This is a genomic window from Bifidobacterium avesanii (assembly GCF_009299475.1).
GTDB classification, from domain to species: domain Bacteria; phylum Actinomycetota; class Actinomycetes; order Actinomycetales; family Bifidobacteriaceae; genus Bifidobacterium; species Bifidobacterium avesanii.
On sequence record NZ_WBSN01000005.1, the window covers coordinates 63,987 to 82,495 of the forward strand.

The 18,509-nt window shown below is 67.6% G+C and carries 19 protein-coding genes; 6 read left to right on the top strand and 13 right to left on the bottom strand.

Annotated elements, in window-relative coordinates; genetic code table 11:
- Positions 1-89 precede the first annotated feature (89 nt).
- The 3 genes from DSM100685_RS04120 to DSM100685_RS04130 all read left to right on the top strand — a co-directional run bounded on the left by DSM100685_RS04120 (position 90) and on the right by DSM100685_RS04130 (position 2,543).
- A complete protein-coding gene (locus tag DSM100685_RS04120) occupies positions 90-1,025 on the top strand; it encodes an isoaspartyl peptidase/L-asparaginase family protein (protein ID WP_152350093.1) in 936 nt (311 codons plus the stop codon).
- An 8-nt stretch (positions 1,026-1,033) separates the two neighbouring features.
- Positions 1,034-1,825 (top strand): SDR family NAD(P)-dependent oxidoreductase, encoded by a 792-nt coding sequence (locus tag DSM100685_RS04125; RefSeq protein ID WP_152350094.1) that lies wholly within the window; start codon positions 1,034-1,036, stop codon positions 1,823-1,825.
- 73 nt (positions 1,826-1,898) lie between these two features.
- On the top strand, positions 1,899-2,543 hold the full coding sequence (locus DSM100685_RS04130) for an SGNH/GDSL hydrolase family protein (RefSeq protein WP_152350095.1): 645 nt from the start codon (positions 1,899-1,901) through the stop codon (positions 2,541-2,543).
- Positions 2,544-2,831: 288 nt separating this feature from the next.
- Here DSM100685_RS04130 and DSM100685_RS04135 read toward each other — a convergent pair whose 3' ends face one another.
- From DSM100685_RS04135 to DSM100685_RS10705, 3 genes are all read right to left on the bottom strand, one after another.
- The gene (locus DSM100685_RS04135) at positions 2,832-4,796 is read right to left on the bottom strand and encodes a DEAD/DEAH box helicase (RefSeq protein WP_204314277.1); all 1,965 of its coding nucleotides are present in this window, start codon (positions 4,794-4,796) and stop codon (positions 2,832-2,834) included.
- 342 nt (positions 4,797-5,138) lie between these two features.
- Positions 5,139-5,849, bottom strand: a complete 711-nt coding sequence (locus tag DSM100685_RS04140) for an SDR family oxidoreductase (protein ID WP_152350097.1) — start codon at positions 5,847-5,849, stop codon at positions 5,139-5,141.
- An 88-nt stretch (positions 5,850-5,937) separates the two neighbouring features.
- Positions 5,938-6,111, bottom strand: a complete 174-nt coding sequence (locus DSM100685_RS10705; RefSeq protein WP_163200918.1) for a hypothetical protein — start codon at positions 6,109-6,111, stop codon at positions 5,938-5,940.
- Between the two features lie 185 nt (positions 6,112-6,296).
- Here DSM100685_RS10705 and DSM100685_RS04145 point away from each other — a divergent pair, with 185 nt between their 5' ends.
- The gene (locus DSM100685_RS04145; protein ID WP_152350098.1) at positions 6,297-7,259 is read left to right on the top strand and encodes an AraC family transcriptional regulator; all 963 of its coding nucleotides are present in this window, start codon (positions 6,297-6,299) and stop codon (positions 7,257-7,259) included.
- A 134-nt stretch (positions 7,260-7,393) separates the two neighbouring features.
- On the opposite strand, the gene DSM100685_RS04150 is transcribed toward DSM100685_RS04145, so the two are convergent.
- The 3 genes from DSM100685_RS04150 to DSM100685_RS04160 all read right to left on the bottom strand — a co-directional run bounded on the left by DSM100685_RS04150 (position 7,394) and on the right by DSM100685_RS04160 (position 10,695).
- The gene (locus DSM100685_RS04150; RefSeq protein WP_152350099.1) at positions 7,394-8,683 is read right to left on the bottom strand and encodes a uracil-xanthine permease family protein; all 1,290 of its coding nucleotides are present in this window, start codon (positions 8,681-8,683) and stop codon (positions 7,394-7,396) included.
- 175 nt (positions 8,684-8,858) lie between these two features.
- Positions 8,859-9,677: a histidine phosphatase family protein gene (locus tag DSM100685_RS04155; protein WP_152350100.1), complete on the bottom strand. Its 819-nt coding sequence runs from the start codon at positions 9,675-9,677 to the stop codon at positions 8,859-8,861.
- A gap of 271 nt (positions 9,678-9,948) precedes the next feature.
- Entirely contained in the window at positions 9,949-10,695 is a 747-nt protein-coding gene (locus DSM100685_RS04160; RefSeq protein ID WP_152350101.1) for an AraC family transcriptional regulator, read from the bottom strand.
- Between the two features lie 151 nt (positions 10,696-10,846).
- Here DSM100685_RS04160 and DSM100685_RS11080 point away from each other — a divergent pair, with 151 nt between their 5' ends.
- On the top strand, positions 10,847-10,972 hold the full coding sequence (locus tag DSM100685_RS11080; RefSeq protein ID WP_275576224.1) for a hypothetical protein: 126 nt from the start codon (positions 10,847-10,849) through the stop codon (positions 10,970-10,972).
- A 249-nt stretch (positions 10,973-11,221) separates the two neighbouring features.
- On the opposite strand, the gene DSM100685_RS04165 is transcribed toward DSM100685_RS11080, so the two are convergent.
- A complete protein-coding gene (locus DSM100685_RS04165; RefSeq protein WP_239512639.1) occupies positions 11,222-11,893 on the bottom strand; it encodes a L,D-transpeptidase in 672 nt (223 codons plus the stop codon).
- 367 nt (positions 11,894-12,260) lie between these two features.
- Here DSM100685_RS04165 and DSM100685_RS04170 point away from each other — a divergent pair, with 367 nt between their 5' ends.
- On the top strand, positions 12,261-13,106 hold the full coding sequence (locus tag DSM100685_RS04170) for a sulfite exporter TauE/SafE family protein (protein ID WP_152350102.1): 846 nt from the start codon (positions 12,261-12,263) through the stop codon (positions 13,104-13,106).
- Positions 13,107-13,414: 308 nt separating this feature from the next.
- Here DSM100685_RS04170 and DSM100685_RS04175 read toward each other — a convergent pair whose 3' ends face one another.
- The 6 genes from DSM100685_RS04175 to DSM100685_RS04200 all read right to left on the bottom strand — a co-directional run bounded on the left by DSM100685_RS04175 (position 13,415) and on the right by DSM100685_RS04200 (position 18,483).
- A complete protein-coding gene (locus tag DSM100685_RS04175; protein WP_152350103.1) occupies positions 13,415-13,831 on the bottom strand; it encodes a peptide deformylase in 417 nt (138 codons plus the stop codon).
- Positions 13,832-13,992: 161 nt separating this feature from the next.
- The gene (locus DSM100685_RS04180) at positions 13,993-14,478 is read right to left on the bottom strand and encodes a GNAT family N-acetyltransferase (protein ID WP_240811885.1); all 486 of its coding nucleotides are present in this window, start codon (positions 14,476-14,478) and stop codon (positions 13,993-13,995) included.
- Between the two features lie 5 nt (positions 14,479-14,483).
- Positions 14,484-14,705: a zinc ribbon domain-containing protein gene (locus DSM100685_RS04185; protein ID WP_152350104.1), complete on the bottom strand. Its 222-nt coding sequence runs from the start codon at positions 14,703-14,705 to the stop codon at positions 14,484-14,486.
- 291 nt (positions 14,706-14,996) lie between these two features.
- Complete coding sequence (locus DSM100685_RS04190; protein WP_152350105.1) at positions 14,997-15,338, bottom strand: hypothetical protein; 342 nt, start codon at positions 15,336-15,338, stop codon at positions 14,997-14,999.
- 142 nt (positions 15,339-15,480) lie between these two features.
- The gene (locus DSM100685_RS04195; protein WP_152350106.1) at positions 15,481-17,166 is read right to left on the bottom strand and encodes an aminopeptidase P N-terminal domain-containing protein; all 1,686 of its coding nucleotides are present in this window, start codon (positions 17,164-17,166) and stop codon (positions 15,481-15,483) included.
- A gap of 720 nt (positions 17,167-17,886) precedes the next feature.
- Positions 17,887-18,483, bottom strand: a complete 597-nt coding sequence (locus tag DSM100685_RS04200; RefSeq protein ID WP_152350107.1) for a GNAT family N-acetyltransferase — start codon at positions 18,481-18,483, stop codon at positions 17,887-17,889.
- Positions 18,484-18,509 lie beyond the last annotated feature (26 nt).

The window sequence follows — 18,509 nt, forward strand, 5'->3', positions numbered from 1 at the left end:
AGACATCGAAGGGCAGACACGAACGCCCCCGCGCGGCGGCCCGACGCTAGACTGTCGTCCAGATTGATTCCCATCCGCAAAGGAGCATCATGACGCACACGCAATCGTCGATCGCAATCCGGGAAACCGTCGGCTCGGCGTCCGGTCCGCTGCTGCTGGTGCACGGCGGCGCCGGATCGTACGGCCCCTCCTCCACGCCCGAACGCCGGGCGCGGGTGGCCGCCGACCTGCGGCGCGCGCTGGAGGCCGGCTGGTCGCTGCTGGAGGCCGGCGCCTCCGCGGCGGACGCGGTGTGCGCGGCGGTGCGCGTGATGGAGGACGCCGAGGAGTTCAACGCGGGACGCGGCGCGGCGCTCACCAGCGAGGGCAAGGCGCAGATGGATGCCTGCCTCATGACCGGCGAGGACGGCGAGGTGGGCTCGGTGGCCGGCGTCACGGCCGCGCGGCATCCGATCGACGCGGCGCGCGCGGTCAAGGAGCAGACCAAGCACGTGCTGTTCGCGCATCCGGACGCCGACCAGCTGCGGCATTGGGGCGTCGAGACCGAGGATCCGTCATACTTCGTCACCGAGGCGCGGCGCCAATCGCTGGAGCGCGCGCGGCTCGAGGGCGACGAATGGGAGAAGCACGGCACGGTCGGCGCCGTGGCGCGGGACGCGGACGGTCATGTGGCGGCGGCCACGTCCATCGGCGGCATCACCAACCAGCTGCCCGGGCGCGTGGGCGACTCCCCGCTGCCCGGCTGCGGCACGTATGCGGCGGACGACGCGGCGGCGGTCTCGTGCACGGGCATCGGCGAGGCATTCGTCAAGGAGGTGGCGGCGCACGAGGTGGCCGACCGGATGCGCTTCGCCGGCCAGTCCGCGTCCGACGCCGCCGCGGCCGCGTTGGACGGCGTGGCCTCGCACCACGGCGACGGCGGCATGATCGTCGTGCCCGCGAAGGGTTCCGGCGTGTTCGCGTTCAACAGCGAGATGATGAACCGCGGCTGGATGGACGCGTCCGGCTCGGGCGTGGAAGCGTGAGGCCCGCCATGGCAACGGCTCTGATCACCGGCGCGACGGGCGGCATCGGCCGCGAACTGGCGCTGCTCGCCGCACGGGACGGATTCGACCTCGTGCTCACGGCGCGCAACGAGGCCCGGCTGGAGACATTGGCCGACGCGATCGGGCGCCGCACGCGCGTGCGCGTCACGACCGTCGCGCTGGACCTCGCCGAACCGGACGCGGCGGCGCTGCTGCACGAGCGCACCGAACGTCTCGGCATCGCCGTGGACGTGCTCGCCAACAACGCCGGGTTCGCCGACTGGACCGGCTACCTCGACGCCGACTGGGTGCGCCAGAGCGCGATGATGCAGGTGAACATGCACGCGCTGGCCGAGCTTGCCTACCGTTATGGGCGGGACATGCGCAAGCGGGGCCATGGGCGGATCCTCAACATCGCCTCGGTGGCCGCCACCATGCCCGGGCCGTACATGGCCATGTACTTCGCCTCGAAGGCGTTCGTGCGCTCGCTCGGCGAGGCGCTCTCATACGAGCTGAAGGGCACGGGCGTCACCGTGACGACCGTCTGCCCGGGCCCCACGACCACCGGGTTCGAGCAGGTGGCGCGCATGTCCGGCCGCAACTTCTTCACCATGACCCGCCCGGCCTCCGCGGCCTCGCTCGCCCGGTTCGCGTGGCGGAGGACTATGCGCGGCTCCACTCTCGCCTATCACGGGACGACCGCGCTGGCCGGCGCCCTCGCCGAACGGCTCCTGCCGCGCGCGCTCAACGCCCGCATCGCCGCGTTCATGAACGGGGACGACCCCTCCGCCCGGCGCTGAGCGGGCCGGGAGTACAATCGGCCACGGAGCGTAATCGTTTACCAAACCAACCGCATCAAGGAGATCAACGACGATGAAGAACGTACTGTGCTTCGGCGATTCCAACACCTTCGGCACCAACCCCGCCCGCCCCGGCACGCGGCACCCGTTCGACGTGCGCTGGACCGGCCGCCTCACCGGCCTGCTCGGCCCCGACTGGCGCGTGATCGAGGAGGGCATGGGCGGGCGCACCACCGTGTTCGTCAACCCGCTCGAACCCAAGCGCGACGGCATCGGCGCCCTGCCGATCGCCCTGCAGTCGCACCGCCCGCTGGACTATGCGATCGTAAGCCTCGGCACCAACGACCTGAAGGAGATCTTCAATGCCTCCCCGCGTACCATCGCGGCCGGCGCGGCCATGGTGTGCGACGCGGTCCTCAACTACAACTACGGCGGTTGCGGCCCCGCCCCGAAGGTGCTGCTCGTCTCCCCCATCTGGGTCAAGCCGGGCATCTCGGAAAGCCCGTACGTGGGCTTCGCCGAGGACGCCGTGGATCGCTCGCACCGTCTGTCCCCCTACTACCGAGAGGTGGCCGAGGAACGCGGACTGCTGTTCCTCGACGCCTCCACGGTGGCCGAGGCGTCCGACCGCGACAAGCTGCACATGGAGGCGGACAGCCACGCCCGTCTGGCGCAGGCCATCGCGGACGTGCTGCTCGCCGACGCGGCCGCCGAATAGCCCTTACCAGCAGCCTTCGGACAGCCGCAACCCGGATATTCATCACCGGCTTGGTGGTTTCATCTGTCCACGGAAGCCACTTGCCCTTCCGAGGGCAGATCCAGCGGGATGCGGACATCTACTTGCTCTTCCGAGGGCATTCCAGTTCGCGCAGTGGCGTCGATTTCCTTGGATTTGCGCCGTCATTGCGGCATAACAACGGGCATTGCGCGCAATGAGGTGCCCTCGGAAGGGCAAGTGGATGTTCGCAATGCCCGAAATCCGCCCTCGGAAGGGCAAGTGGGCGGTTCACCGCATGCGGAACGGGGCGCGCTTGGCGGCCTTGCCGTGGTGGCGGCGCGGACCGGCCGGATTGCCGTGGCCATGCTCGCCGTCGGTGCCGTGGCCGGAACCGTATTTGGCGTTCATGCGGCGCTCGTGGCGCTTGACCATTTCGGAACGCTCGTCGCGCACGATGCGGTTCTCGTCGCGGCGGTGGATGCGCTTGCCGCCGCGCGGGGCATCGTCCTCGCGCCATGCACGGTCGTCGCGCCCGCGACGACCGCTTTTCTCGCCTTCGGCGGCACGCATATCGTCCCGATGACGCCGGTGCGGGGCCTTCCATGAGGACTTGCGCTCATTGCCGGCGTCGGGCGCGGCGGCGGCACGGTCGCGCTTGTCGTGACGGTGGCGCTTCCTGGACGGGGTCAGCGCGCGGTCGTCGTCCTGCGGCATGTGGCGGAACGCCGCGGAGTCTCCGGCGTTCGCCGGCTCCGCGGTCGCATCCGCGGTCGCATTCACGGTCGCATCCACGGCATCGTCCCGATCGCGGTTCCGGCGCGTCTTGCCGCCCTTCTTGAACGGCTTGTCGGCCTTGTCGAATTTGCCGGACTTGCCTGATTTCCCGGACTTGCCGCCCTTGCCGCCGTTCTTGCCCTTGCCGCCGTTCTGCGGCTCGGGGAGGGTCCAGCCCTCCACCTTCTCGGCCCGCTCCCCCACGAGCTCAAGCACCTCGGGCGAATCGGCGCGCACCTTGACCGGCTTGACCGTGATGCCGGCCTCGCGCAGCATGCGGCGGGCCTTGCGGCGCACGTCGGGGGTCACGAGCGTGACCACGTCGCCGGAGTTGCCGGCGCGCGCGGTGCGGCCGGAGCGGTGCACGAACGACTTCGGGTCCTCCGGCGGATCGACCTGCACCACGAGCTCCACGTTGCTCACGTCGATGCCGCGCGCGGCCACGTCGGTGGCGACCATCACGTTCACCTCGCCGGATTCGAATGCGGCGAGGTTGCGGTCGCGCTGGTTCTGCGACAGGTTGCCGTGCAGCTCGGCCGCGGGGATGCCGTGGCGCGTCAGGCTCGCGGCGAGCTTCTTGGCCTGGAACTTGGTGCGAGTGAACAGGATGCGGCGGCCCTTGCCGGACGCGAGCGCGCGCACGATCTCCGGCTTCTCGGACTTCTCGACCTCGAAGACGTGCTGGGTCATCGCGCCGTCCACGGCGGTCGGCTCGTCCACGCTGTGGGTCTTCGGGTCGCGCAGGAACTCGCGCACCAGCTCGTCGATGCCGTGGTCGAGCGTGGCGGAGAACAGCATGTGCTGCGCGTCGGGGCGGATCTGCGCGAGCAGGCGGCGCACCGGCGGCAGGAAGCCCATGTCGGCCATTTCGTCGGCCTCGTCGATCACCACGATCTCGACGTCCGAGAGCGTGAGGAGCTTCTGGCGCAGCAGGTCCTCAAGGCGGCCCGGGCAGGCCACCACGATCTCCGCGCCGGCCTTGAGCTCGCGCACCTGACGGTTCTGCCTCACGCCGCCGTAGACGACGGTGGTGGTCATGCCGGCCATGCGGGCGAGCGGGGAAAGGACCTCGTTGATCTGGTTGGCGAGCTCGCGCGTGGGGGCGAGGATGAGTCCGCGCGGGTGCGGCGTGAAGTCGCGGCCGGCGTCCACGCGTTCCTCGAGCTGGCGGCGGTACGCGTGCTTGAGGCGCTTGCGGTATTCGGGCATGGGCAGGTCGGGCGTGACGGTGACCGGGCACAGGCGGGCGGCGAGCGGGATGCAGAAGGCGAGCGTCTTGCCGGAGCCGGTGCGTCCGCGGCCAAGGATGTCGCGGCCGTTCAGGGAGTCGGGCAGGGTGTCGGCCTGGATGGGGAACGCCTCGGTCTTGCCGTCCGCGGCGAGGACGCGCAGCAGCGGGGCGGGCACGCCGAGTTCGGCGAAGGTGACGGACGGCTCGTCGTCATAGGGGTCGTAGGAGTTGTTCAGCGATTCGTTCAACGGTTCGGTAGTGGGCACATCGGCCTTTCATGTCAGCAATTTCGCGCGCGTTGCGCAAACTTGTCGATCATAGCGTGTCCCCTCGATGAGGGGCCGTATCCGCTCCGCGCCGATGACGTTCCCAAAGCGCATCCCGCCGCCGGACGGTGTTCCCCACCGGACAGGGCGTTTCACCGGACAGGGAGCGCCCACTCCCCGTCCACAGCGCGCTGAACCGTTGAAAAATCAAGGATTTGCAGATCGTTGGACGGGGAGTGGGCGCTCCCTGTCCGGTGGCGGGGGAACATCGTTTAAATCCGATGCCCGGGCACCCGGGCGCCCATACCAGCGGCGTCGTCCGCCCTACCGGTAGTTGCGCTCGATGAGGATGTCCGAGACGGTGAGGTTGGCCTCGTTGACGAGGTTGAACAGGATCACCCCGGCCAGTTCGGCGGGGCTCATGAAGGTGTGCTGCTTCTCGAGCGGCACGTAGTCGTGGCTGTCGCGGTAGAAGTCGGTGTCGATGCCGCCGGGGTACACGCCCACGATCTTGACGCTCGAGCCCTTGTACGCGGCCTTGAGGCTCTGCGTGTAGCCCTTTTCGCCCCACTTGGTCGCGCAGTAGACGGACTCGTCCGGGTTGCCGCGCGTGGCGGCGGTGCTCATCACGTTGGCGATCTTGAGGTCCTGTTCGCCGCAGGCCTTGAGCGTCTCGACGCTCCACAGGATCATGCCCTTGAGGCCCTTGAAGCAGCGGTCCACGTCCGCGGCCCCGTAGGCGGTGGGCTTCCTGAACGACGGCTGCCCGGCGTTGTTGATCAGCAAATCGATGTGGCCGATCCGCGCGAGGTCGGCGACCGTGCTCTTGACGAAGATCTCGTCGGACACGTCGCCCACGAACGCCTTGTACGAGTCGGCGGGGAACTCCTTGGCGAGTTCGAGCTGGCGCTCCTCGTTGAAGTCGACGCCCGCCACAAACCAGCCCTTGGCGATGAGCTGGCGCGCGAGCTCGTAGCCGAGCCCCATCGCGCTGCCCGTCACGATCGCGATCGCCTTGCCGTCCGAATACCTCATGCCCGCCTCCCTGCGTGTGCGTATGCCTTGGGAGACAGCCTATCGAACCGGTACGACGCGAAGCCCGCGCCCGGGGCGGCGATGGGCGCTAGGCGCGCGCGGCGGACGGGTACCAGACGGCGAACCAGTCGAAGCCATCGGAGCCGTCGTTTCCGGCTGCGGCCGCGCACCGGGCAGCCCGATCGGCCATCCAACGGCGGCACGCGGTCAGGTACGCGCCGAGCAGACGATCAACGATATGCGAAAAACGTGCGTTCATCATGATGCAACCTCCCAGTCGCCATCTTCCACTGACACCTGCGATGATAGGGATTCGTACCGTGCGACACCCGTACCGTCGTAACGGCAACATGCGCACTAATATCAGAATCGTACGGAAGAACCGTACGGAGGAACCCCATGCGTTCCCCGTCCACCCCCGAGGAATCCCGAGGAAAGGCGCCCGCCATGCCGGAAACCCGCAAAAGCATCGCCATGCTGTCCGACCTGTCCGAACGGGTGCCGTACAACGTGCCGGAGCTGCCCATCTACGCACACCGCGACCCGCTGTCCTCCTACACCGACTACCGCTGCCCCTGCCACTGGCACCGCGATCTGGAATTCATCCACGTGATCGCGGGCCGGATGGACTATTTCGTCAACGGCGTCGTCACGCCGCTTGCGGCCGGCGAGGGGCTTGTGGTCAATTCCAGCCGCCTGCACTACGGGTTCTCGCCCGAAGGCACGCCCCCGGACAAGCGCGAATGCCTGTTCTCCTGCGCACTGGTGAGCCCCGCGCTGTTCGAGGGCCTGACCACGGCCGCCGCCGAGCGATGCGAGCGGGCCTTCGATCAGGGCATGGACGATTTTCTCACGCTCTCCCCCGCCGTCGATTGGCAGCGCGACGCGATGGCGGCGATCGACCGGCTGGTCGGGCGTATGGACGACGCCGCGCGCAATCCCCTGCCCGCGGTCTCCGCTGCCCTCGACCTGTGCGACGGGGTGCTCGACCGGTTCCGGCCCGCCGACAAGACGGCCGCCGCCGAAGACCCCAACGCCCCCAACGCCCCCAACGCCGCCGGGGACCGCCGCGACCGCATGGACGTGCTCGCCATGACAGGCCTCATCCAGCGCAGGTTCGCCGACCCGCTGACCCTCGCGGACATTGCCGCGGCCGGGCGCATGGGACGCACGCGCTGCTGCGCCCTGTTCCGCCGGTACGTGAACCTCACGCCGAACGAATACCTGACCGACCGCCGCGTCCGCGAGGCCAAACGGCTGCTGGACGCCACGGCCGCGTCGGTGGCGGAGATCGCGCGGGCGTGCGGGTTCTCGTCGCCGAGCTACTTCATCAGCGTGTTCCGCCGGCGCACGGGCCTCACACCGGGCGAATTCCGCGAACGCGCCCTTCCCTCGCCCAGATCGGACTGAATCCCGGTAGCCCCGACGAGGCCGCATGACGGCCGGGACCGCATACGGGAAATCCCCGGCCACGCACGCACGCGCATGGCCGGGGACCCTGCATTGACAACGCCGAAGCCGAAACCGGATCCACGGATCCGCGGCTACAGGATGTCCGGATCGTCCTTCTCGATGGTGCCGGTGGCCTTGCCGACGGCCTTGAGCCCGTGGTAGGCGACGAGCACCACCACGGTGCCGATGGCGATGCCGTTGAACTGCACGCCCTGCACGGCGAAGGTGAAGTCGGCGATGCCGATGATCATCACGATGGCCGCGACCATGATGTTGAGCGGCTTGTCGAAGTTGACCTTGTTCTCCACCCAGATGCGCACGCCGATCATGCCGATCATGCCGTAGAGCAGGGTGGTCACGCCGCCGAGCACCCCGGAGGGGATGGTGTTGATGACCGCGCCGAACTTCGGGCACAGGCTCAGGAGCAGCGCGAAGCCGGCCGCGCACCAGTAGGCGGCGGTGGAGTAGACCTTGGTGGCCGCCATCACGCCGATGTTCTCGCCGTAGGTGGTGGTGCCGGAGCCGCCGCCGAAGCCGGCGATCGCGGTGCCGAGGCCGTCGGCGAGCAGCGCGGTGCCCATCTGGGAGTCGTAGTCGCGGCCGGTCATCTGCGCCACGGACTTGACGTGGCCCACGTTCTCGGCCACGAGCACGAGCACCACGGGGATGAACATGGGCAGGATCGAGAAGTCGGTCTGCGGGGTGTGGAACTTCGGCAGGCCGATCCACGCCGCCTCGCCGATCGCGGAGAAGTCGACCTGGCCGCGGATGCACGCGTACACGTAGCCGACGAGCACGCCGAGCAGGATGTTGAGTCGGCCGATCAGGCCCTTGAACAGCACGGCGATGAGCAGCACGGCGAGCAGGGTCACCAGCGCGGTGTCCATGCCCTTCTGCCAGTTGGTCCACACGCTGGGCGCGAGGTTGAAGCCGATGATCGCCACGATGGCGCCGTTGACGACCGGCGGCATGATGATGTCGATCCACTTGGCGCCGGCGTAGTGCACGGCCACGCCCACGAGCGCGAGCAGCAGGCCGGTGACCATGATGCCGAAGCTCGCGACCGCGAGGCCCTTGCCCGCGGTGGCCACGGCGGTGATCGGCGCGATGAAGCCGAACGACGAACCGAGGTAGCTGGGTAGCTTGTTTTTGTTGATGAGCAGGAACAGGGCGGTCGACATGGCCGTGAAGAACAGGGTGGTCGACGGGTCGAAGCCGGTGAGGATCGGGACCAGGAAGGTCGCGCCGAACATGGCGATCACGTGCTGCGCGCCGATGCCGGCCGTGCGACCCCACGTCAGGCGCTCGTCGGGCTCGACGACCTCGCCGGGCGCCAGGGTCTTGCCGTCGCCGTGCAGGCCCCAGGAAAACAGATTGGACAACTTCGTCTCCTTCACTCCCGCGCGGATCCGCGTACGCTTCGCCATTCCGCGCATTCGGAGACATTCTACCCGGCCGGGTTCACAGCGAGATCACACGTTTGCGATTTCCGCCCTTTCACGCGCGCCTGAAAGCGATTTCAGCACTTCTCAGAGGACGAAAACGGCAAATCTGCGATTACAGGTCGAGGTGCGGGTCGACGGCGTGCACCACGTCCACCAGATCGCCGTTGGACATCACCGGGCGCTGGAACTCGCGCCACGGCTCCACCTTGACCTCCCAGCGGCCGGTCTCCTCCACGTACACGGGCCGCGCGGTCTGCTCCCAGCGCACGCGCTTGGACGTGCGCCCGGTGTTGGGGTCGCGGCGGGAGTAGTGCAGGCACGTGCAGTTGGTGATCCGCCATTCCGGGGCGTCGGCGCGGCGCAGGAACTCCTCGTCGGACAGGTCCTCGAGGGTGAGCATGAGCGCGAGCATGAAGTCGCCGTGCGTCACGGCCACCACGGATTCGGCGTCCGACTTGCGGTTCAGGGAGGTGAGCATGTTGTGCACGCGGTTCTCCGACACGTCCGCGATCGACTCGCCCGCCGGCGGGCGCCAGTACAGCGGGTCGGTGGCCTTGAACATCCAGTTGCGGCTGTAGTTGTTCTTGAACTCGTCCTTGGTGATGGTGTTGATCTCGCCCCACGAGCGCTCGCGCAGGGCGCGCGTCTCCTCCCACCGGGCCTTGGGCAGGGCCATGGTGGCGGCGGTCTCGCGCGTGCGCACGTACGGCGAGACGAGGTAGCGGTCGAACAGCTGCTGCTGCGCCACAAGCCAGCGGCCGATGCAGTCGGCCTGCTTGCGCCCGGTGGCGGTGAGCCTCCAGGAGCGGTCCGGCACGGTGACGTTGTCCTGCGTGTACAGGGAGTTGTCGCCCTGCTCGCCGGCCTGGACGATCACGTTCGCTTCCGATTCGCCGTGCCTGATCACATACAGGTCAAGGGGCATGCCCATGTGGATGGTCCTCCGTTCGTCATTGTTCAGATGTTCGTCGCCTGTTCGTTGCCGTGGCCGTTCCGCCAATCGTCATTGCGTCGCCATCGCACAACATCGCTACCAGACAACGTAGTCCATGGCGCCGCCCGCCCGCGCCCGTCGCGACGAGAATTCACCGAGGGGACGCACGGCCGTCACCGCGCGGCCACCGCAGGCGCACGTCGCCCCGGCCGTCCGGCCAGCCGGTTCGCCCGCCCGGCAGCGGCTCCGCGGCTCACTCCGCCGCCGGTCACTCCGGCCACATGCCGGTCTTGGCGAACCGGTCGCGGTACTCCTTGGGCGTCATGCCCTCCGCCTTGCCGAACACCTTGGTGAAGTGGCTCTGCGAACGGTACGCGAGAATCTGCGCGATCTCGGCGAGCGAGTACTTGGAGTACTTGAGCATGTTGCACGCCGCCTCCATGCGCCGGTCGGTGATGTACTGCGAGATGGATGATCCGGTCTCCTTCTTGAACAGCTCGGACAGGTACGTGGGGTTGAGGCCCACGTGCGCGGCGAGCATGGCCACGGTGATCTTCTCGTGCAGGTGGTAGTGGATGTAGTCGAGGCACTCCACCACGGGACGCGACTGCACGTCCTGCTTGGCGAGGTCGGCCATGGCCCACGTGAAGAACGTCATCATGTCGGTGTGCAGGCGGCGCACCTCGTCCACGCTCTGGCAGTGGTCCATGTCCTGGATGTACAGGTCGGAGGCGTTGTAGGCGTCCTCCTCGTCCATGCCGCCCTCGATGGCGAAGCGCGTGACGAGCGTGATCGACGTGACGAACAGGTACTTGGCGTTGCGCACCGGGTCGTCGGACACGTGCCCGTACAGGCCGGAGTCCCACATGCGCACGCTTTCGCGGATCGCCTCGGGGTCGCCGGCCTTCATGAGGTCGTACTGGCGCATCTCCTGCACGTAGGTGTGGTGCCGCACGCGGTCCTCGCGCTGGATGAACTCCAGATACCGCAGCTTGGAATCGTCCACGACCGCCATGCGTCAACCTCCCGTACACATGTTTGTTACATTATTCATTGACCACCCAATGATTATACAAAAGATGAGAGCAAATCGGTATCCCATTCGCGCGGCGCGTTTTCTATCATGACAACTGTCAACGAAAACAAATGAGGAAAGGACAGAGATCATGTCTGATGATGAAATGATGGACGCCATTCTTCGCTCTCGCGTCTCGATGACCGACCCGAGCGTCGCCACCTACGTTATGGCGCGTGGCATCTCCAAGGCCATCAAGCGCATGCTGCGCAAGTAATACGGCGAACAACCTATTAAGACTTCTCCCGCGATCGGGCGGTCGGCATACCGGCCCGTTCGCACCCATTGATTGAATTGTGTTTCCCGCGGCCCGCACCGATTTCCCCGGTGCAGGCCGCTTTGCATGTTCGGCTCGTGACGATCACGGCGGTCGCCGCGGTACGGGCAAGGCGGGGATGCCCGGACACGGGCGGCCCAGCTCCCGCCCCGTTCTCGGTCTGTTCCGACGACGTCGGACGACGCCGGCCTATTCGATGGTGACCGGCGTGCCCTTGGGCAGCTGTTCGTGGACCCACTTCGCGTCCGCCACCGTGAGGCGCACGCAGCCGTGCGATGCGGGCTCCCCCAGCTTGACCGCCTCGGAGACGATGTAGTCGCCGGCCTCCTCGTTGGTCGGCACCGAATGGAACAGGTACACGCCGGTGATGCGCGTCCAGTAGTCGCCGCCCATGTGGTCGCGCGGGGTGTAGAAGTGGTCGCCGCCCTGGCCGTTCGTCCTGAACGTGCCGTGCGGCGTGGTGTCGTTGATGCCGGTGCTCGCCACCATCTCGTAGATGACCTTGCCCGCGGACTTCACGTACACCATCTGGTCTTTGAGGCTCACGTCGACGGAGATGTCCGGGTACCGGCTCAGGTCCGGCTGCTCGCCGGTCGCGTCCCGCCAGTTCGCGCGCACGCGCTCCACCAGCGCCTGACGGTTCGCGAGCGTCTCGTTCACCGCCGGCGTGGCGCGGCGCTCCATCGACGGCGTCACGTCGATCGTTTGCGATTCGGCGCCTTGAGCGACTTGGGCGGCGTCGGCGTCGCGGGCCGAAAGCCACGAGGTGAGCGACAGGCACACCACGATCACCACCACCGCGCCGACCATCACCGCCAGCAGCGTGCGGTACGTTTCCAGAAACTTCCGGACATCCTTCATCGTGTGCGCTCTCCCATTGCCCCGTCTCGAATACGTCCCCATGGTAGCGCGGCGCCCGTCCATCGCGGCCAGCCGTTACGCCCTGCGCGTCACCGCTGCGTCGGGCTGCGCTCCCGTTCCGCTCCCGTCCCGCGGCGATGGCACTCGACGCCCCGCCGCCCGCCGTCTTCCGCCGCATCGAACCGAACGCACGGTCATTCCGCCACCGGCTCCCCCACAGCCGCGTTCCCTGACCACCGTTCGGAAACTTCCCCTCCGCCGCTGTCCCAAGTCGGTATGCTCGCATGCGGTTCCGCGGCGCGCGGCGGTCCGGAACCGGGAACGTCCCCCGAACCCGCCGCGACCGAACCGCAATCGAGGCGCGCCCATGACCATCGCCGGCATTTCCATCGTCACCCTGCTGCTGGTCCTGCTGGCCGGTATCGGAGCCGGATTCGTGGGCTACGCGGTGGGCGCCTCCTCACTGGTCTCCTACCCCGCGCTGCTCGCGCTGGGCATTCCGCCGGTGCTGGCGAACACCACGAACACCGTGGGCGTGGTGGGCACCGGCGTGGGCGGCTGCATCTCCGCGCGCAGGGAGCTCACCGGGCACCGCACGCGCGTGATCCTCTACGCCACGATCGGCGTGCTCGGCGGCATCGTCGGCGGACTGCTGCTGCTCGAACTGCCCGCCGCCGTGTTCGAATACCTCGTGCCGCCGCTCATCCTGTTCAGCGCGCTCATCATCGCGCTGAACCCGCGCGAGCGCGCCCACGCCCGCGACGCGGTGGGCAAGGCGCTCGGCCCGGATTCCGCGCAGGCGCGCGACGCCGCGGCCGTCGCGGCCTCCCGCCCGAAGGACGACGTGCGCCGCGACCCGTGGTGGATGTGGCTCGGCGTGAGCTTCGTGGGCATCTACAGCGGCTACTTCGGCGCGGGCGCCGGCACGCTCGCGCTGGCGATGCTCGACGTGGGCAAAATCGGCCCGTTCCACGAGATCAACGCGCTGAAGACCGTGGTCGGCTTCGGCGCGAACATCACCGCCTCGATCATGTTCATCGTGCGCGGATCGGTCAACTGGCCGTTCGCCGTCGCCCTGTGCGCGGGCTGCTTCATCGGCAGCTACATCGCGCCGCCCATCACCCGCCGCATCCCGGCGCGCATCATGCGCGCGGCCGCGGTGCTCGCCGGCGTGATTCTGGCCGTCAAGCTCGGCTGGAGCACGTACTTCTAAGTCTGCCGATGTAGCTACCCGCCATAATACGGTTTCTACGTCGTTGCGGAGGCACAACGGCGCTCATACGCCGTCGGCCGACGTTGGATTTCCGATTTGTGCGGTCGATTTTTCGGATTGGCCGGATAGCCTCTACGCCATCCCGCCGATTTTCCGGGGATGATATCCGAGGTATTCCTGCGATTCGACCGCACAAATCGGAAGTACGTCCCTCCGCATCCCCGCTGACGCGCACTTAAGCGGGATACACGGGATATGGGGGCGCGCATGGGCGTCCCGACCCCAAACGCACGCCAAAAAGGTCCGCCTCAGACCAGCACGCCGTCGCAGTGGTCGACCTCGTGCTGGATGATCTGCGCGGTGAAGCCGTCGAATTTCGCGGTGTGCTCGCGCATGCGCCGGTCCTGGTACGTGACGGTGATGCGCTGGTAGCGCGTGACCTCGCGCATGCCAGTGAGCGAGAGGCACCCCTCCTCGATGCGGTACGGCTCGGCCTGCGCGATGATGCGCGGATTGAACATGGTCATGGTCCGTCCGGTCTCCTCGTCGGCGAAGACGATGATGCGCTTGGACACGCCGATCATGTTCGCGGCCATGCCCACGCATCGGTCGGCGTGCGCGGCAAGCGTGTCCGCGAGGTCGGCAGCGACGGGCAGGTCGGCTTCGGACGCGGGCGACGACGGCACGCGCAGGAACGCCGGCGAGGTCATGATGGGTCGTTGCATGGGAGGTCCTTTCTTTCGGTCTGACAATGGCGGACGATGATGGCGGAATCGACTGGGTTGACGCCATTCCACCATATTCGCGAAACAACGCGCGACGGCGGAGGGCACGCGGCCCATGGCCGGTCCCATGTCATCCGGTTCCTCCGGCCGGGCCGTCCCGCTCAGTCCAGCGCCTTGGCGAGCCAGCCGTGCGAACCGCCGTCGTACATGTCCGCGGTGGGCGCATAGCCGAGCCGTTCATAGTACGGGAACATGTCCCGCGCGGCGTGCACCGCGGCGACGCGGCCGCCAACCCGGCGAATCCGCGACTCGGCGTCGGCGAGCAGGCGCGTGCCGATGCCATGCCCCTGAAGGGTCGGCTCCACGGCAAGCCGTGCGATCACGTAGCGCCCGGACCGGTCACCGCGCACGGAATCAGAACCGGAATCGGAGCCGGTTCCGGAATCGGCGTAGAACCGGCATGTGGCGGCCGGCCGGGAGCCGTCGGAGAGCCGCAGGAACGCCAGCAGATGCACGGCTCCGGAGCCCGGCCCATCCCACCGGTCAAACTCCGGCCGCACATCTGCGAGCGCGGTGAACGCCGCGAGGCGGATCGCGCGCGCATCCTCCGGTGCATGGTCGTACGCGCGGATTTCCAGCGGTTCCACGCCGGTCAGGCTCCGATGAGGAAGTCGAGCACGTTCATGCCCGTGCTGGTCTCGGCGCGGTACAGTTCGGTGAAACCGCAGTTGCGGCAGCTGATGGTGATGAACCGCTTGTTCTGGATGTCGAAGACCTTGGCGAAGCCGCCGCCGGTCGCCTGGAACTGGTCGCTGTCGAACGAGGTGCACCCGCACTTGGGGCACACGTACTGCTGCTGGCTGGGCTGGCTCATGGCATTCTCCTTGGCTTCGGATTTCCGCCATCCGGCGTCCATGCCGGAACGACTGTCTTCATTGTGGCACACCGATGGCGCATGGCGACGCGGCGACACCGGAATCCCGTTCATCCGCACGATGCCGCACGATGGCACGATGAGGAGCCAAAGCATGCCATACGGCCACGGCCCGGCGACGCGGCGATCGTCCGACCGACCGCGACATGGCCCGCCCGGACCTGCCGGACGCGGCGGATGGACGGCATCCGGCCTCCACGTCCGCCGTGCACCGACACGAAATAGCATGAATCAGCCCAGTCGGTCGAGCCAGCCCGCTTGGTTCGCCCGCGCCGACGCCGCCTGGGTCATCTGGCTGATCGTCGCGCCGAACCGCTCCTCGAGCCGCCCGTACGCCTGATTGAGGATCAGGTTGCCCGGCACGGTGCCGATGAGGAACGCGAGCACGGCGGCGATCACCGCGTGCAGCACGGTTTTGACGATGCGGATGACCACCTTGAACGCCACGTAGGCCAGCACCGCGCCGACCACCAGCGTGATCGCGGATTTCGCCGCACCCGGCAGCGTGCCGTACCACACGACGATCTGGTCGAAACCCGATAGTTGGTCCTTGATCTGGCTCAGCTGGTCCATGCGCGTTCTCCTTTACGACTGTCCTGCGGTTCTCGCGGCTGCCGCGGTTCCGCATCCATCGTTCATGTTCCGAAGTCCCCTCACCTTGCCGCATGCGCGCGACAACGCGACCAAAGGACGGCAGACACGGCCCACGCACCCCTCACGCGCACTCGGCCTCGTGCTCGAGGAAGCTCGCCAGATAGTCCTCGGGCCTGTGCGCGGCGAGCCACGCCTCCACCTCGTCGGGCGTGCGGGCGAATGTGGACAGCAGGCGGGTCACGCCGTCCTCCCCCACGAGCAGGTCGTCCTCGATGCGCACACCGATGCCGCGGTAGCGTTCGGGCACGAGCTCGTCGGCCGCGTCGAAGTACAGGCCGGGTTCGAGCGTGAAGACCATGCCGGGGCGCAGCGGAGCGTCGGCGTAGAGCTCGTTGCGCGACCGGTAGGCGTCGTGCACGTCGATGCCCAGATGGTGGCCGGTGCCGTGGTAGAGCCAGCGGTAGTGCTGGTGGCCGTCGGGACGCAGCGCCTCCTCGACGCTCACGGGCAGTATGCCGAGCTTTGCCAGCGACCGCGCGGTGGATTCGAGCGCCGCGGCGAGCATGTCATGGTATACGGCGCCGGGCTTGTTGGCGGCCGCGATCGCCGCGTTCGAGGCGTCGAGCACGGCCTGGTAGATTTCTCGCTGCGGCTCGGTGAACCGCCCGTTGACGGGCATGGTGCGCGTGATGTCCGCGGCGTACAGCGAGTCGAGCTCGACGCCGGCGTCGAGCAGGAACAGGTCGCCGTCCTTCAGGGCGTGGTCGTTGGCGTGGTAGTCGAGGATGGTGGCGCGCGGGCCGGACGCGGCGTTGGTGCCGAACGCGATGCCGTTGCCCTCGTAGCGGCACGAATGCGTGAACGTGGCCTCGAGCAGGCGTTCGCCTCGCTTGACCTTGCGCGCGATGGGCAGCACGTCGGCCACGCGGTCGAAGCCTCGCTCGGTGGCTGCCACCGCCCGTTTGATTTCGTTGATCTCGCGAGGCGTCTTGATGATGCGGCATTCGTCGGAGCTTTGCTCGAGCACGGCGTCGAGGCCGCGGTTGGCCGCCGCGTCGCCGAGGCCGGTCTCCTCGCGCACGCGGTCCACGAGCGCGTCGATCCTCGGATCGTAGCCGCGCAGCACGCGGATGCGGATGCCGTCCGGACCGGCGCCTTGACGAAGGGCATTCTCGAATTCGGTCATGTCTCGAATGTCGAGGCCGGTCATGACGTGGAAGTCCGCGGGCAGCGGGCGCGGTCCCACCCAGAATTCGCCGTGCTTGGAGTCGGAGAAGAACCGCGGGTTGGTGCGGTCGATGGCCGGCTCGAGGAAGATGGCCGCATGGTGGCCCACCGTGCCGTCCGCGTTCACGGTCGGATCGATGACCAGCGCCGCGTCGGCCTCCAGATCGCGCCCGAGACCGGTCATATGGGCGAACGCGGTGCCCGTGCGGAACGGGAAATCGGTGTCCCACGTACGGTGACGGACAGCCCCGGCGGGGATGACGAGCCGCTCCCCCGGCAGTTTGGCCGCGAGTTCGGCGCAGTGTTTGGCGGCGTCGTCCGCGAGCGGGCTGCGCTCGGCCGGCTTCTTGTTCGGGTTCGGTCCCCAGTGGCTGAAGATGATGTCCTCGAAGCCCCTGCCCTCGAGCCGCAGACCGCCTCCGCGGCGGCCCGGCTCCGGCTCGACGTCGTTGGAGGACGACGCCTCGCGCAGTCGCCGCAGCGTTGCGGGGGCATACGCTTCACCGGCTGCTTTGATTTCCTGAACGTCCTTGTTGGTTTCCCCGACTTCCCCCGACCGGCTTTCCGCCCGTTCGCCCATGATGCGCCTTCCTTCCCGATCGTTCGGCTATCGCAAACGACTCCACCTTAGGACGCATTCATTTCGACTGGCCATTGGACGACGGACGCGCCGAGTTTCCCGCCGTTGGCAGCCCGAGCCGTTCACTCAACCCGCTCACTCGACCCGTCCACTCCGCTCGGGTCCCGGCCGACGGATCATTGCATTGATCGATCATCGGATGAGACGGGCAGCCGACCAGTCGGGGCATTCCTCCGAACCGTCGCGGCCTCCCAATCGGCGCAACCGCCCGAGTCGGCGTATTCATCCGCGCCGGTGATCCGCCCGCACCGACAACGGAATGCCGGTATTCCCACGCCGATTCGCGGAATCCCGCCGATCAGCTCGAGAGTATCCGCACTCCGTTGTCGAAAGGCATGTACAGTCCGCATCCACCAGCGTCCAACAGCATCCGCGGCACCGGCCAACCGACGGTTGCGTTGAGATCCACCGGCAATACATCCATGCACTACGTGCCTTGCACTCAAACTACGGCCGTCCGCCAGCGGTCCCGAATCATAAATCCGATTTGTGCGGTTGATTTCGGCTCCGCGCCAAGTAGCCGCCACGTCATTCCGCCGAAATGCCAACGCCGATACCCGCGCATCCCCGCATTTTGACCGCACAAATCGGATTTATGCATGTAGTTTTCGTCCGACACCCCATTTTCGCGGTGTCGGCGTGCCGCGCGAACACCAGTCGCTATGCGGCGCGCCATTCCTCGGCGGTGACGATACGGAAAAACTCATCGTGATATTCGTCGATGAGGCTGAAATAGTCGTGCTTTGACCCGCCCGCCATCCTCATGCCGCACTTCTCCATCACACGGCCGGACCGCGCATTCTCCGTATAATGGGCGCCCCACACCGCATCCACGTGCAACGCATCGAACGCGTAATCGATCACGGCCCGCAGCGCCTCGGACATGTAGCCGAGCCCCCAGAACGGCCGTCCGAGCCAATAGCCGAGTTCCAGCGCGTTGCCGCCGAGATACCGTTCGCAATCCGAACGGATGGAACCGGTGACGTGCCTCAGGGGTTTGAGCTCGATGCATCCGATCGGCCCATCGTCGCCGTCGGAAGCCGCCCCGCCCTTCACGGTGACGGCCCAATTGTTCTCGACCGCGAAGACGGTGCCGATGACGTTCCGGCTTTCCTCGACGCTCGTGTGCGGCGGCCATCCGCACAGCGGTCCGATCTCCGGGTCGGACGCGTACCGGAACAGCGAGGCCGCGTCGGCCGCGTCGTCAGGCTTCCATGGGCGCAGCAGCAGCCGCCCGGTTTCGATCGTTTTGGCCATTCCGCCTCCAATCCTTCAAGGCCGCA

Bases quoted from the DNA above. Each gene is read 5' to 3' on its own strand.
- DSM100685_RS04160 (WP_152350101.1), bottom strand. From the start codon at position 10,695: ATGGCGGTCGTGGACGATTCCAAGCTGCGGTATCTGGAGTTCATCCAG.
- DSM100685_RS10705 (WP_163200918.1), bottom strand. From the start codon at position 6,111: ATGATGAACGCACGTTTTTCGCATATCGTTGATCGTCTGCTCGGCGCG.
- DSM100685_RS04155 (WP_152350100.1), bottom strand. From the start codon at position 9,677: ATGGGCATGCCCCTTGACCTGTATGTGATCAGGCACGGCGAATCGGAA.
- DSM100685_RS04195 (WP_152350106.1), bottom strand. From the start codon at position 17,166: ATGGGCGAACGGGCGGAAAGCCGGTCGGGGGAAGTCGGGGAAACCAAC.
- DSM100685_RS04190 (WP_152350105.1), bottom strand. From the start codon at position 15,338: ATGGACCAGCTGAGCCAGATCAAGGACCAACTATCGGGTTTCGACCAG.
- DSM100685_RS04140 (WP_152350097.1), bottom strand. From the start codon at position 5,849: ATGAGGTATTCGGACGGCAAGGCGATCGCGATCGTGACGGGCAGCGCG.
- DSM100685_RS04165 (WP_239512639.1), bottom strand. From the start codon at position 11,893: ATGAAGGATGTCCGGAAGTTTCTGGAAACGTACCGCACGCTGCTGGCG.
- DSM100685_RS11080 (WP_275576224.1), top strand. From the start codon at position 10,847: ATGTCTGATGATGAAATGATGGACGCCATTCTTCGCTCTCGCGTCTCG.
- DSM100685_RS04145 (WP_152350098.1), top strand. From the start codon at position 6,297: ATGCCGGAAACCCGCAAAAGCATCGCCATGCTGTCCGACCTGTCCGAA.
- DSM100685_RS04120 (WP_152350093.1), top strand. From the start codon at position 90: ATGACGCACACGCAATCGTCGATCGCAATCCGGGAAACCGTCGGCTCG.
- DSM100685_RS04125 (WP_152350094.1), top strand. From the start codon at position 1,034: ATGGCAACGGCTCTGATCACCGGCGCGACGGGCGGCATCGGCCGCGAA.
- DSM100685_RS04175 (WP_152350103.1), bottom strand. From the start codon at position 13,831: ATGCAACGACCCATCATGACCTCGCCGGCGTTCCTGCGCGTGCCGTCG.
- DSM100685_RS04170 (WP_152350102.1), top strand. From the start codon at position 12,261: ATGACCATCGCCGGCATTTCCATCGTCACCCTGCTGCTGGTCCTGCTG.
- DSM100685_RS04130 (WP_152350095.1), top strand. From the start codon at position 1,899: ATGAAGAACGTACTGTGCTTCGGCGATTCCAACACCTTCGGCACCAAC.
- DSM100685_RS04185 (WP_152350104.1), bottom strand. From the start codon at position 14,705: ATGAGCCAGCCCAGCCAGCAGCAGTACGTGTGCCCCAAGTGCGGGTGC.
- DSM100685_RS04200 (WP_152350107.1), bottom strand. From the start codon at position 18,483: ATGGCCAAAACGATCGAAACCGGGCGGCTGCTGCTGCGCCCATGGAAG.